Below are 14760 nucleotides of genomic sequence, written 5' to 3'. Positions count from 1 at the left end.
TCAGTAAATTAATTTTTTAGTAAAAATAATAACACCCGTTCTGAAAAAGACAGAACGGGATGTTTGTAGTTATTATTTTTTTGCTTCTTCGATGTAAGAAATAGCTTGACCTACAGTAGCAATGTTTTCAGCTTGGTCGTCCGGAATTTGAATGTCAAATTCTTTTTCGAATTCCATAATTAGCTCAACAGTGTCTAATGAATCAGCTCCTAAATCGTTTGTGAAGCTTGCTTCTGTTACAACTTCATTCTCGTCAACACCTAATTTGTCTACGATAATCGCTTTTACTCTTGATGCAATGTCTGACATAATCTTTAAATTTTAGTTTAATTGTTGGCAAAAATAAAAAACTTTATTTTAAAACAACATTTTAGTTAATAAATGTGACTACGAATTTAAAAAATTTATTTCACAATAGTGGCTCAATGGTTATAAAATCTCATAATTAATTCGTTTTTTTGTCTAATAAATTTATCAGAAAATATGCAGAACATTGTGATTTTTGCCTCTGGAGCGGGTTCCAATGCGGAAAATATCATTCGTTATTTCAAAAATAACACCAAAAAATCGGTAGTCGCTGTTTTCTCAAACAATGCAAATGCCAAAGTGATTGAGAAAGCAAAAAATCTTGATGTTCAAACGATTGTATTCAATAAAGACGAGCTTTACGGCGATTTTGTGCTTAAAAATTTAAAAGAGTTAAACCCTGATTTAATTGTTTTGGCGGGCTTTTTACTCAAATTTCCAGAGCATATTATTATAGAATATCCAAATAAAATTATAAATATTCATCCCGCTTTGTTGCCAAAATACGGTGGAAAAGGAATGTATGGGAAGCATGTTCATCAAGCTGTTTTGGACAATAAAGAAAATGAAACAGGAATCACTATTCATTATGTAAATGAACAATTCGATGAAGGAAGAATAATCTTTCAAAAACCGACCTCAATTTCAAATTGTAGTACACCCGAAGAAATTGCAAATAAAGTTCACGAGCTAGAACAACGTTTTTTTCCGGAAGTAATTGACCAACTTTTAAACTCGTAACCCGTAACCTTCAAACCCGCAACTAAAAAATGAATCACGAAGTCCACATCTACACTGATGGAGCAGCCAAGGGAAATCCGGGGCCAGGCGGCTATGGTGTGGTCATGGAATTAGTTGGCTCACCCTATAAAAAAGAGTTCTACGAAGGTTTCAGGTATACCACCAATAACCGCATGGAATTGTTGGCTGTTATTGTAGGTTTGGAAAAACTGAAAAACCCCAATACATCGGTTTTGGTTACATCCGATTCAAAATATGTGGTGGATGCTGTCGAAAAAAGATGGGTTTTTCAATGGGAAAAGAAAGGCTTTGCCGGAAAGAAAAACCCCGATTTATGGATGCGTTTCCTGAAAATTTATCGCCATCATAAAGTTGACTTCAAGTGGGTAAAAGGGCACAATAGTCATCCGCAAAATGAACGTTGTGATGAATTGGCTGTTTATGCTTCTAATTTACCGAACCTTTCTGTGGATGCTTTTTATGAAAAGGAGGAAGGGAAGTTGTTTTGATAAAAACACCAATAATCTCAAGGCTTTTCAGTTTGTTAGAAATGAAATGACATCAAAATTTTTTTCAAAACCAGGTTTTAATTTTTTTCAAATTTAATCATATTGATTTTTATGTCAAACAATTGTGAAAAGTGAGTTAAATTACCACAGAACTTGCTCTTTAATTGTTAATATTACTATAAAAAATCATGAAAATAAAATTTACCTTAACCATCTTATTGTTGAGTTTTGTCGCCTTTGCTCAACAACCCTTTATTACGACATGGAAATCCGTTTTTGGCTCTACTAATATTACTTTTGGAACAGTCACAACAGGACCTATAGCTTATTCTTGGGAATCATTACCTCCTGCTGCACCCTCTTCCGGTTCAGGCACATTCCAGGGTCCAAATGTAAATATTACAGGTTTACCTTCTGGGGAAAGAATTCGTTTAACCATTCAACCTCAAAATTTTAAAAGGATATTTGCAGAGGGATTTTCATTTACTATTACCGAGATAAACCAATGGGGATCTGTTGAATGGATTAGTATGGAAAATGCGTTTAATATCGAAGGTTTGTTTTTCCCGAATGGTATTCAATTGGTCAACGCAACCGATATTCCGAATTTGTCTAATGTAACAAGCATGGCTAATATGTTTGCGGGTAGTTCACAATTAAACGGACCATTCAATATTAATTTTTGGAATATTTCAAATGTGACCAATCTATCCGGAATGTTTAAAGGTTGCCTTAATTTTAATCAAGCGTTGAGTTTGTGGAATACTGCTAATGTAACAGATATGTCGAGTATGTTTGATGGAGCTCGAAGTTTTAATCAAAATATCGGTAATTGGAATACAAGTAATGTTACCAATATGAGCAAAATGTTCAAAGATGCTTTTGATTTTAATAGAAACATTGGGAATTGGAACACGGTAAATGTTACTGATATGTCTGAAATGTTCAATGGTGATATTAATTCTGGACCTCAATATATATTTAATCAAAATATAGGTAATTGGAATGTTTCAAATGTTACAAACATGTCAGCCATGTTTAAAGGAGCTATTTCTTTCAATCAAAATATTGGTAATTGGAATGTTTCAAATGTTTCAAATATGTCAGATATGTTTAATCAAGCATTTTCATTCAACCAAAATATAGGCAATTGGAATACGTCAAACGTAACCAATATGGCACGAATGTTTAGGAGTGATTTTGTAAATTTCACAGTGCCTTTCGCTACGACATCTCTTTTTAATAATGGGGGAAGTACTACTATTCAAAACTGGAATACCTCGAATGTAACCGATATGTCCGGAATGTTTTTTAGAGCAGAAAATTTCAATTATAATTTGGGGAATTGGGTCTTAAATCCGGCAGTTAATTTGGAAGAGATGCTTGATCGCTGCGGGTTAGACTGTAAGAACTATTCTCAAACTTTAATTGCTTGGAACAGTAACCCAAATACACCTAACAATAAAATCTTAGGAGCTACTTTTATGGAATATGGACCAGAAGCCATTTCATCCATTAATAATTTAATTTTTAATAAAGGGTGGGGTTTTTCCGGACATGATTTTCTGACTGTTGTTCCGGCATTTGATTTAGATACTAGTTACTGTGAAGGGGCAACAATTCCCGCACTTCCAACTGTTTCTGAAGATGGTATACCCGGCTCTTGGTCACCGGAGTTAAATTCAAGCCAAACAACAACCTACACATTTGTGCCGGAAGTTGGTCAATGTGCCGCTACCACTTCTATTACCATAACAATTACACCATTCCCCATCCCTTCAGGTGAATCCAATCAATCGTTTGGCACCAATAGTACCTTGGCTAATATTGTAATAAGCCCAACTACAGTTTTGTGGTATGCCACTTTAGAAGATGCCTTAGCAAATGTAAACCCGTTAAATTTAACCACTCCCTTAGTGGATGGAGCGACATATTATGCTGTGAATGACAATGGCGAATGTAGAAGCCAACCTTTTCCCGTCACCGTTTCGTTAAATTTAAGTGTTGACAGTAACGATTTTTCAAACTTCAATTATTATCCAAATCCTGTACTTTCTGAATTAACTATTTCTGCTAATAGCGAAATTAAAAAAGTGGAAGTTTATAATCTTTTAGGGCAACTTTTAAGGAATGAACAATTTAGTGACAATTCTGTTTCAATAGACTTGAATGACCTACCTAAATCAATTTATATCATTAAAGTAAAAACGGAGAATTTATCTAGAGAATTCAAAATTATAAAACAATAAAATTTTTGATGCTAGCAAAGTTTATTGCTTGTCAATTTTTTGGCGTTATTGTCTACATAAAGATTTGAAAGCTCATTATATAATAACAGCAAATGTAAAAATAGCTACCGCGATAAATAATACTATCGTTCTGGATTAGCACTAATGTTGGCCTCGTAACTCGACGAACTTTCGGTGGATGCGTTTTATGAAAAGGAGGAAGAGAAGTTGTTTTGATTTTTGATAAAAAATCAACAATTGTCACTCATTTTAGACTTATTTTACGAGAAGTTCACAATCTCAAATTCAAAATTCAAGTTCAAAAACATATTGCATGTCTAACGATTTTTTAAAAATCATCCAACATACCAATTATAAAATTTTATCACAACCCAAAGCAGAAATATTAAAAACACACCTACAAATAAAGTTACTAACAGCGAAGTAACGTAAACAGTTATCCCAACAATCACATTACGAATAATTTCGCCAAAGAAGTTGGCTATTTTTCTTAAAAATGACATTTCTTCATTTTTTAACAATTTTTCATTAAAGGGTAAGAAGCTGTTTAAAAAAGAAATTTAAAAATAGTTTGCCTTTTTAGTCCCTTTGATTTTGAGCTAATCAATTGCGGTCAAATTTAGTTTTTTATTTTAACAATATCTTCTGAACATAGAAATTTTCAAACTTCAAACTTATGAAGTATCTTTGCACCTTATTTCAAGAAGAGAATCATGAACAAACTTTTAATTGTAGGTACCGTTGCTTTTGATGCAATTGAAACACCTTTCGGAAAAACAGATAAAATTTTAGGTGGAGCAGCTACTTTTATTGGGCTTTCTGCTTCTTATTTTGATGTGGATGCAGCTATTGTTTCGGTAGTTGGAGAAGATTTTCCGCAAGAATATTTAGATTTATTATCCGAAAGAGACATCGATATTTCAGGAATAGAGATTGTAAAAGGTGGGAAAACCTTTTTCTGGAGTGGTCGTTATCATAACGATTTGAATTCAAGAGATACCTTGGAAACTCAATTAAACGTATTAGCGGATTTCCAACCTAAAGTTCCTACTGAGTATAAAGATGTAGCTGTGGTGATGTTAGGCAATTTACATCCGATGGTTCAAATCAGTGTGCTGGACCAAATGACCGCTAAACCAAAATTAGTAGTATTGGATACGATGAATTTTTGGATGGACTGTGCCTTGCCGGAGCTTCACCAAGTGATGAAACGCGTAGATGTGATTACCATTAATGATGAAGAAGCCCGTCAATTGTCCGGCGAATATTCATTGGTAAAAGCAGCAGCTAAAATCCACACTATGGGGCCAAAATATGTTGTGATTAAAAAAGGAGAACACGGAGCATTATTATTTGAAGGAAAAGAAATTTTCTTTGCTCCTGCTTTACCATTAGAAGAAGTTTTTGATCCTACCGGAGCCGGTGATACTTTTGCAGGCGGTTTTTCAGGATATATTGCACAAAGTGAAAATATATCCTTTGAAAACATGAAAAACGGTATCATCTATGGTTCAAATCTAGCCTCTTTTTGTGTCGAAAAGTTTGGCACGGAACGAATGGTTGACTTAGAAAAGGAAGAAGTATACGACAGATTAAAACAATTTCGTGCCTTGACACAATTTGATATAGAAATAGAATAAAAATCTGTGCCTCGAATTTTCGGGGCATTTTTGATTAAACAACACCGCAAATTTGCAGATTTGATATTCTTATAAGAATTAATACAATACAAAATTCTCGGTAAAAACAACACAACAACTAAAAGAATACCATGAGTGACAACTTAAAACACGAATGCGGCATTGCCCTTTTACGATTAAAAAAACCGCTTCAATATTACAAAGATAAATATGGAACTGCTTTTTATGGGATACAAAAAATGTATCTTTTGATGGAAAAGCAGCATAATCGCGGACAAGATGGAGCCGGTTTTGCCAGTATAAAATTTGATGTTGAGCCCGGGCAACGCTATATCAGTCGTGTTCGTTCCAATCAAGCTCAACCCATTCAGGATATTTTTGCTCAAATTAATGAGCGAATAAACGAAGAACTTTCTACTCATCCGGAATACCAAGATAATGTAGCTCTTCAAAAAGAGCATATTCCTTATATCGGAGAATTATTTTTAGGACACGTTCGGTACGGAACTTTCGGTAAAAACAGTATTGAAAGTGTACATCCGTTTTTACGTCAAAACAATTGGATGCACCGAAATTTGATTGTAGCCGGTAATTTCAATATGACTAATGTAAAAGAACTTTTTGACAATTTGGTTGAATTGGGTCAGCATCCGAAAGAATTGGCAGATACAGTAACCGTTATGGAAAAAATTGGGCACTTTTTAGATGATGAAGTGACCGATTTATACCAAGAATGTAAAAATAATGGTTTATCTAAAAGAGAAGCATCCCCTGTGATTGCAGAAAAATTAGACATTGCTAAAATATTGAGAAAAGCTTCTAAAAACTGGGATGGTGGTTTTGCCATGGCCAGTCTTTTAGGACATGGAGATGCTTTTGTTTTTAGGGATCCGGCAGGAATTAGACCCGTATTTTTTTATGAAGATGAAGAAATTGTGGTGGTTGCATCAGAACGACCGGTAATTCAAACTGTTTTTAATGTCCCTTTTGAAAAAGTACAGGAATTAGACCCGGGGAAAGCCTTGATTGTTAAGAAAAATGGTGATTTTTCTATTGAAGAAATACTTGAACCATTAGAAAAGAAGGCTTGTTCCTTTGAACGTATTTATTTTTCCAGAGGGAGTGATGCCGAAATTTATAAGGAACGTAAAATGCTCGGGAAATTAATCCTTCCCGCTGTTTTGGATTCCATTGAAAGTGATACAGACAACACGGTGTTCTCCTACATTCCAAATACAGCGGAAACTTCTTTTTATGGAATGGTTGAAGCCGCACAGGATTTTTTAAATCAACGAAAAAATAAATTTATTTTAGATAATCGGAAAACGTTGACAAAGGAAAAGTTAGAAGAAATACTTTCTGTAAAAATTAGAACAGAAAAAGTAGCTATCAAAGATGCTAAACTTCGAACTTTTATTACGGAAGACAGCAGTAGAGATGATTTAGTTGCTCACGTTTATGATGTAACCTATGGAGTGATTAAACCAAGTGATAATTTAGTAATAATAGATGACAGTATCGTTCGCGGTACAACTTTAAAGAAAAGCATCATTCGAATGATGGATCGGTTGAATCCAAAGCGGATTGTGATTGTTTCTTCAGCACCGCAAATTCGCTACCCGGATTGTTATGGAATTGATATGGCAAAATTAGAAGGGTTGGTGGCCTTTAGAGCTGTTTTAGAATTATTAAAAGACACGAATCAATATCATTTAGTAGACAACGTTTATAAAAAATGTAAACAACAGGAAAAGTATAAAGACGGTGAAATTGTTAACTACGTGAAAGAAATTTATGCACCGTTTACTAATCAGGAAATATCAGATAAAATAGCAATCATGTTAAGTTCTTCTGACATCAAAGCGGAGATTAAAATTATATTTCAAACAGTTGAGAATTTACATGTTGCTTGTCCGAATCATTTAGGAGATTGGTATTTTACCGGTAACTATCCTACCCCTGGTGGTAATCGAGTTGTGAACAGAGCTTTTATGAATTTCTATGAAGGAAAAGACGCCAGAGCCTACTAAAAGATGCCAATTTATGCGTTTTAACGACTTTTGGTGCATTTCATCTAATTTTTTTGTTAACAAAATAGTCTTATTATACATTTGTTTCACCATAGCATTAGTAGGTTAAGTTTATGGTAGATTTGGGGCAAAAAGGGTGGAAGCAATTCCACCTTTTTTATTTTTATATAGTTTTGGCTACCTTCAAAGAGTTATCAATAACCCCCCAAAAAGCATCATACACCCTTAAAACCCCAAACGTTAAAATTTAGATTCCAATACAATAGTTTCTGTTAATAAAGCGTTGTATATTTGTAATTACCATAGTACGCACGGTTAAGTTTATGGTAGATTTGGGGCAAAAGGGTGGAAGAAATTCCACCTTTTTATTTTACAAAAAAAGCGACACAAAATGTATCGCTTTTATATAAGAGAAAGTTATTCTTATTTTACTTATCTATTGCATATCTTCTGGAAACTTCTGACCAATTGATAACATTAAAAAAAGCTTCAATATAATCCGGTCTTCTGTTTTGGTAGTGAAGGTAGTAAGCGTGCTCCCAAACATCCATTCCTAAAATTGGAGTTCCACCACAACCAACTCCCGGCATTAGCGGATTATCTTGATTTGGTGTTCCGCAGATATCTAGTTTACCTCCTTTTTGCACACATAAAAAAGCCCAACCCGAACCAAATTGTGTTGCCCCGGCTTTTGCAAATTTGGCTTTGAATTCCGCAAAAGTACCAAAATCTCTCTCGATAGCCTCTGCTAATTCACCAGTTGGTTCGCCACCTCCATCTGGAGTCATGACAGTCCAAAACAAGTTATGGTTATAAAATCCACCCCCGTTATTGCGAACGGCAGCATTTGTTTTATCTAAGTTGATTAGTATGTTTTCAATGGTTTTGCCCTCCAAATCTGTACCGACAATAGCAGCATTTAGATTGTTGGTATAAGCAGCATGGTGTTTGGTATGATGGATTTCCATCGTACGGGCATCAATATGAGGTTCTAATGCATCATATGCATAAGGTAATTTTGGTAATTCAAATGACATAGTATAAATTTTTATGTTCGACAATAGTTGCATCAAATTTAATCAATTAACTTTGGAATAAGAAATTCTATTTAGTTATAGTTTTATTAATTTAAATAATAGTTTTGGACAAACCTGCCTTTTCAATCTACGACGCCTCTGCCGGTTCAGGCAAAACGTTTACTTTAGTCAAAGAATATTTAAAAATCATTCTTACCTCAAGTAAAGAAGATGCCTATAAAAATATTTTAGCAATTACTTTTACCAATAAAGCGGTTGGAGAAATGAAATCAAGGGTAGTTGACACCCTTTCAGAGTTTGCTCAAGTTAATCCGAACACAAAAGCTCAGGAGGTAATGGCCCAAATTCAATCGGAAACCGGACTTTCATTGCAGGATATTCATACTAAATCAAAAGCAATAATTCGAAATATTATTCACAATTATGCTGCTTTTGACATTTCTACGATTGATAAGTTTACACATAAAGTCATACGAACCTTTGCTCATGATTTGAATTTACCATCAACATTTGAAGTATCCTTAGAAACTGAAAATTTACTTACTGAAGCCATCGATGCATTAATCGCCCAAGCCGGTGATGACAAGATGCTTACTGATTTATTAGTAAATTTTACTTTAGAAAAAACAGATGATGATAAATCTTGGGATATTTCCCGGGATATTAAAGAGATTGGCAAACTATTATCCAATGAAAATAATCGAAGCGAGATTGATCATTTTAAAGACAAACAAATTCAGGAATTTATTGAATTAAAGAAGACAATTGCCGGAAAAATAAAAATTATCCAAAAAGAATGTATCGAAACGGCAAAAAAAGCAATGTTTTTATTTGATGAAAATCAATTGGATCAAAAATCTTTTATTCGAGGCGTGGTTTATAATTGGTTTTCAAAAACTGCGAATGGCGAAATCAGTACGAATTTAAAAATACCGGATTATCTTCAAGAAGGAAATCGATATGCAAAAACCCTTCCGCAGTATCAAAAAGATACCGTTGATGCGATTTCCCCACAACTTTTGAGTTGGTATTTTACAATTGCAGCGAATAGCAAAGAATTTTTACTCTACAACGCTTTTCTAAAAAACATTACTCCATTATCATTGCTAAATCGAGTTAGTCAAGAATTACACAAAATTCAGGACGAACAAAATATTCTTTCGATAGCCGAGTTCAATGCAATCATTCATAACGAAATTCAAAATCAACCGGCTCCTTTTATTTATGAGCGAATGGGTGAACGTTACAAGCATTTTTTTATCGATGAATTTCAAGATACTTCTCAAATGCAATGGGAAAATTTGATTCCGTTAATTGACAATGCCTTGTCAAGTGAAGATTTAGGAGGCGAAAGAGGGTCGCTCATGATTGTAGGCGATCCAAAACAATCTATTTATCGCTGGCGAGGAGGAAAAGCAGAACAGTTTATTGAATTGAGTAAAACCAAAAATCCGTTTGTAAATCCGGATAAAAAACTTTTTCATTTAGATACGAATTGGAGAAGTTATTCAGAAGTGATTGATTTTAATAATCAGTTTTTCCAATTTCTATCGAATGAATTCCAATATCCTGATTATAAAGATTTATATGAAAATCATAGTCATCAAAAAGAAAATTCCAAAAAAGGCGGTTATGTAAATCTTTCTTTTATTCCATCAAAATCTGATTGGGAGGAAGATGTTGAAAAAGACGAACTTTATTTACAGGCAATACTTCAAACCATTCAGAAAGTGCAATCTAAAAACTTCACTTTCCGCGATATGGTTATTTTAACCCGAAAAAAAGAACCAGGTGTAAAAATAGCTACTTTTTTAACGGAAAACAGCATTCCCATCGTGTCTTCTGAAACACTTTTGCTGCAAAACTCTTCGGAAGTTAGTTTTATAATAGCCTTGTTGAGGTTTTTGAAAAACGGGGAAGATAAAGAGGCAAAAGCTCATTTTTTGTATTACATCGGAACTAAAAGGCAAAAAATCAGCTCGGTTCATGATTTCATTGCAATGGGCATGAGTTTTATAACAGAATCGGCATTAGAAAACAGGTTGGCTTCTATTAATCTAATTTTCTCCTTTCAAAAATTACGAAAAAAATCATTGTATGAAGTGGTTGAAAGTTGTATAAAAACGTTCATTCAACCAAAACAAACTAACGCCTATTTGCAAGATTTTTTAGACCGAGTTTTAGACCGGGATATTAAAAATCAATCCGGCATTTCAGATTTTTTGGTCTATTGGGATGAGAATGCACATCGGTTCAGTATACCTTCACCGGAAGGCAACAATGCCATTCGAATCATGACTATTCACAAAGCCAAAGGATTGGAATTTCCGGTTGTAATATTTCCATATGCAGAAGAGAATTATGCTAAATCACCTAAAGATAAATTATGGATAGAACCGGAATCTGATTTGATTTCGTTGCCTAAAATATTAGTGGATAATAATAAAAGCGTAGAAGAAATAGGTGATTCCGCTGCACAGGTTTTTCAACAAAAAAAGGAAGAAGAATTATTGGATAATATCAATATTTTATATGTTGCAATGACAAGAGCTGAGGAACAATTATATATTATTTCCGGTATGAATTTAACATCGAAAGGCGAAATTACCCAAAACAATATGTCCTCCTTTTTTCTAAAATATTTAGAAGAGAAAGAAATGTTGGATAGGCATAAAACTACTTATGAATGGGGTTCTGAAAACAGAATTTCTACTTCAGGAAAAAAAACACAAGAATTAAAACCAATACCGTTAGTCCAAGAAGTATTAAATTCTGAATCTATCAAAATTGCTCAACGGGAGAGCTTAATGTGGGGCACATATCAACAAAAAGCCATTGAATATGGTAATGTAATTCATGAAATATTGTCTTATATTAAAACCAGAAATGATATTGAATGGGCTATTTCAAAAGCGATGGAAATCGGATTAATTTCGGTTGCACAAAAAGATGAAGTGAAGAGAATAATCAATCAAGTTTGTTCGCATCCGGAATTGAATTTATTTTTTGATGAAACTAATAAAACACTGAATGAACAAACTATTTTGAGAAAATCCGATTCTATTATTAAACCGGATAGAATTGTATTTAACCAACAAAATCAAGCCATGTTATTGGATTATAAAACAGGCGAACCAAACTTAAAACATCAAAAACAATTAGAAATATACGAAACAGCACTACACAACATGGGGTTTAAAGTTATAAAAAAAGCATTAGTTTATATTGGAGAAACATTGGAAATAGTAACTTTGTAAAAAACAAAAACAATATGTACGGTAAAATACAACAGCACTTACAAAACGAGTTAAAAACCATTGAAGATAATGGGATATTTAAAAAGGAGCGAATTATTACTTCACCTCAAGGAGCAGAAATTACCATTTCAACCGGAGAGACTGTTTTAAATTTTTGTGCAAATAATTATCTGGGATTATCTTCACATCCTGAAGTAATTCAAGCGGCAAAGGATGCTTTGGATTCACATGGTTTTGGAATGTCTTCTGTTCGGTTCATTTGTGGCACACAAGATATTCACAAACAATTAGAAAAAACAATTGCCCATTTTTACGGAACAGAAGACACTATTTTATATGCTGCAGCATTCGATGCAAATGGTGGTGTTTTTGAGCCTTTATTTAATGAGGAAGATGCTATTATTTCTGATAGTTTAAATCATGCTTCCATTATTGATGGTGTTCGTTTGTGTAAAGCAGCTCGTTATCGTTACGAAAACAGTAACATGGCTGATTTGGAACAACAATTAATTAAAGCAAATGAAGAAGGACGCCGATTCAAATTAATTGTGACAGATGGTGTTTTTTCAATGGATGGATTGGTTGCACCATTAGATAAAATTTGCGATTTAGCAGACAAATACGATGCCATGGTCATGGTGGACGAATGTCATGCGGCTGGATTTATCGGAGCTACCGGAAAAGGAACTATGGAAGCAAAAGGAGTAATGGGTAGAGTAGATATAATTACCGGAACATTAGGAAAAGCATTAGGTGGAGCGATGGGAGGTTATACAACTGCCAAAAAAGAAATTATAGAAATTCTTAGACAACGATCTAGACCCTATTTATTTTCTAATTCTTTAGCTCCAAGTATTGTTGGAGCTTCTTTAAAAGTGTTTGAGTTGTTAGAAAAAGACACCACTTTACGCGATAAATTAGAATGGAATACCAATTATTTCAAAAAAGGAATGAAAGAAGCCGGGTTTGATATTATTGATGGTGATTCAGCAATTGTTCCGGTTATGCTATATGATGCCAAATTATCTCAAGTGATGGCAAATGAATTATTGAAAAAAGGGATTTATGTAATTGGGTTCTTTTTCCCTGTTGTGCCGAAAGATAAAGCAAGAATCAGAGTTCAGTTATCGGCCGCACATTCAAAAGAACACCTGGATAAAGCCATTAAAGCTTTCACTGAAGTTGGAAAAACATTGAATATCATATAGTTTTAGTTTAGTATTCTTATTAATTTTTTTAACATTAAATTTTGTAGTTAATTTAAAACACCGTATTTTTGCACTAATTAACAATATATTGTAAATAAAAAAACAAATCAAGTATGAAACATCTTAACAAATTAGTTTTAGCTATCTTTATGTTTGCCGGGCTTAGTTCGCAAGCACAAGATAGTGATAATCCTTGGGCTTTCACCTTTGGGGTTAATGCATTAGACGGTGGCCGAGTAAGTGCTGCTGGTAGTATAGAAGATCAATTTTCACAATATTTCGACGCTAAAGAATATTGGAGTGTTGTACCTTCAGTTTCTTATCTATCTGTTTCCAGATATGTAGGAGATAACTTTTCATTTGGATTAACAGGATCTTTTAACAGAATGGAAAAATTTGTTCAACCTCGTGGAGAAGACGGAAAATACGTGGTAGAAACAGTTGACTTAATGTATTACGGTGTTGATGCTGTAGTTAATTATAGTATTGGAACATTTTTTAAAGCTTTTGAGCCTACTGCACATGTTGGTGGAGGTTACACTTTCTTAGGTGATAACAGTGCCGGAACTGTAAACGGAGGTTTAGGTTTAAATATTTGGTTATCAGAAACAATTGGTCTTGGATTACGTTCAACTTATAAATATTCATTTGAAGACGATAGATCAGTTATGCCAACTCACATGCAACATTTTGCCGGTGTTACTTTCAAATTTGGAGGTAAAGATACTGACGGAGATGGTATTTATGACAAAGATGATGCTTGTCCAGAAGTGTTTGGTTTAAAACAATACAACGGATGTCCTGATACTGACTTAGATGGTATTATTGATGGTAGTGACGCTTGTCCAGATATTTTTGGTTTAGCTGAATTCCAAGGTTGTCCAGATACAGACGGAGACGGAATTGCAGATAAAGACGATTCATGTCCAGAGGTAAAAGGTCCTAAAGAATTAAACGGATGTCCTGATACAGACGGAGATGGAATTGCAGATAAAGACGATAAATGTCCAGATGTAAAAGGTCCAAAAGAAAATCAAGGTTGTCCATGGCCAGATAGAGATGGAGATAAAGTATTTGACAAAGATGACAGATGTCCAGATGTAGCTGGAACAGTTGCTAACAATGGTTGTCCAGAAATTAGCGAAGCAATTCTTAGCTCGTTAAGAGATTATGCTAAAACAATATTGTTTGAATCAGGAAAAGCAACTTTCCAACAAAGAACATTTACTGTATTACAAAATATCACTGGTATCTTAAAAGAATATCCAAATGCTAGATTCTCAATTGAAGGTCATACAGATAGCGATGGTAAAGATGCATCAAACCAAAAATTATCTGAAGATAGAGCTGCAGCCGTTAAAAATTATTTAATTGAAAACGGAATTAACGCTTCTAGATTAGAATCAAAAGGTTTTGGTGAATCAATGCCACTTGATACTAACAAAACTAAAATGGGTAAAGCTAACAATAGAAGAGTTGAAGTGAAATTAATCAAATAATTTCTTTCAAAATAAATATTGAAAACGCCCCGATTTATCGGGGCGTTTTTTTTATTTTTATAAAATGAAGGCAAACTCTTTTTTATCTTTATTGGCTAATCATATTTTGGCTAACCATTCTTTTGAAATGGAAAGTTTAACTATTGTGCTTCCTAATAAAAGAGCTCGGGTTTTTTTATTAGAAGAATTAAAACAAACTATTCAATCCAATAGTTTTGCCCCTAGAATTATTAGCATTGAAGATTTTATTCAGGAAATAGCAAGTATTAGAACTATAGATTCAA

General features: G+C 33.8%; 12 protein-coding genes. 9 read left to right on the top strand and 3 right to left on the bottom strand.

The window, feature by feature from the left end; translation table 11 throughout:
• Positions 1–72: 72 nt before the first annotated feature.
• Positions 73–309 carry an acyl carrier protein gene (locus tag C0512_RS00760; protein WP_007137004.1) on the bottom strand — a complete coding sequence of 79 codons (237 nt, stop codon included), beginning with the start codon at positions 307–309 and terminating at the stop codon, positions 73–75.
• A gap of 174 nt (positions 310–483) precedes the next feature.
• Here C0512_RS00760 and C0512_RS00755 point away from each other — a divergent pair, with 174 nt between their 5' ends.
• From C0512_RS00755 to C0512_RS00745, 3 genes are all read left to right on the top strand, one after another.
• The gene (locus C0512_RS00755; RefSeq protein ID WP_290858129.1) at positions 484–1047 is read left to right on the top strand and encodes a phosphoribosylglycinamide formyltransferase; all 564 of its coding nucleotides are present in this window, start codon (positions 484–486) and stop codon (positions 1045–1047) included.
• A 29-nt stretch (positions 1048–1076) separates the two neighbouring features.
• Positions 1077–1556, top strand: coding sequence for a ribonuclease HI (gene rnhA, locus C0512_RS00750; protein ID WP_290858127.1), 480 nt, complete (start codon positions 1077–1079; stop codon positions 1554–1556).
• Between the two features lie 188 nt (positions 1557–1744).
• Entirely contained in the window at positions 1745–3805 is a 2061-nt protein-coding gene (locus tag C0512_RS00745; RefSeq protein WP_290858126.1) for a BspA family leucine-rich repeat surface protein, read from the top strand.
• 335 nt (positions 3806–4140) lie between these two features.
• Here the strand turns inward: C0512_RS00745 and C0512_RS00740 are convergent, their stop codons facing one another.
• Positions 4141–4308 carry a hypothetical protein gene (locus C0512_RS00740; protein WP_290858124.1) on the bottom strand — a complete coding sequence of 56 codons (168 nt, stop codon included), beginning with the start codon at positions 4306–4308 and terminating at the stop codon, positions 4141–4143.
• A gap of 210 nt (positions 4309–4518) precedes the next feature.
• On the opposite strand from C0512_RS00740, the gene C0512_RS00735 reads away from it, so the two are divergent.
• Together C0512_RS00735 and C0512_RS00730 are read left to right on the top strand one after the other, a co-directional pair.
• On the top strand, positions 4519–5445 hold the full coding sequence (locus tag C0512_RS00735; RefSeq protein WP_290858122.1) for a PfkB family carbohydrate kinase: 927 nt from the start codon (positions 4519–4521) through the stop codon (positions 5443–5445).
• 131 nt (positions 5446–5576) lie between these two features.
• The gene (locus C0512_RS00730; protein ID WP_290858121.1) at positions 5577–7475 is read left to right on the top strand and encodes an amidophosphoribosyltransferase; all 1899 of its coding nucleotides are present in this window, start codon (positions 5577–5579) and stop codon (positions 7473–7475) included.
• 428 nt (positions 7476–7903) lie between these two features.
• Here C0512_RS00730 and C0512_RS00725 read toward each other — a convergent pair whose 3' ends face one another.
• Positions 7904–8512 carry a superoxide dismutase gene (locus C0512_RS00725; protein ID WP_290858119.1) on the bottom strand — a complete coding sequence of 203 codons (609 nt, stop codon included), beginning with the start codon at positions 8510–8512 and terminating at the stop codon, positions 7904–7906.
• A 104-nt stretch (positions 8513–8616) separates the two neighbouring features.
• Here C0512_RS00725 and C0512_RS00720 point away from each other — a divergent pair, with 104 nt between their 5' ends.
• The 4 genes from C0512_RS00720 to C0512_RS00705 form a co-directional block, all read left to right on the top strand.
• Positions 8617–11769 (top strand): exodeoxyribonuclease V subunit beta, encoded by a 3153-nt coding sequence (locus tag C0512_RS00720; RefSeq protein WP_290858117.1) that lies wholly within the window; start codon positions 8617–8619, stop codon positions 11767–11769.
• Between the two features lie 14 nt (positions 11770–11783).
• The gene (kbl, locus tag C0512_RS00715) at positions 11784–12977 is read left to right on the top strand and encodes a glycine C-acetyltransferase (protein WP_290858115.1); all 1194 of its coding nucleotides are present in this window, start codon (positions 11784–11786) and stop codon (positions 12975–12977) included.
• A gap of 113 nt (positions 12978–13090) precedes the next feature.
• Complete coding sequence (locus C0512_RS00710; RefSeq protein ID WP_290858113.1) at positions 13091–14476, top strand: OmpA family protein; 1386 nt, start codon at positions 13091–13093, stop codon at positions 14474–14476.
• Positions 14477–14540: 64 nt separating this feature from the next.
• The coding region (locus tag C0512_RS00705) for a hypothetical protein (protein ID WP_290858112.1) at positions 14541–14760 on the top strand (220 nt) is incomplete at its 3' end.

Source organism: Flavobacterium sp., from assembly GCF_013822155.1.
Lineage (GTDB): Bacteria > Bacteroidota > Bacteroidia > Flavobacteriales > Flavobacteriaceae > Flavobacterium.
This window is presented reverse-complemented; position numbering and strand designations above follow the sequence as displayed.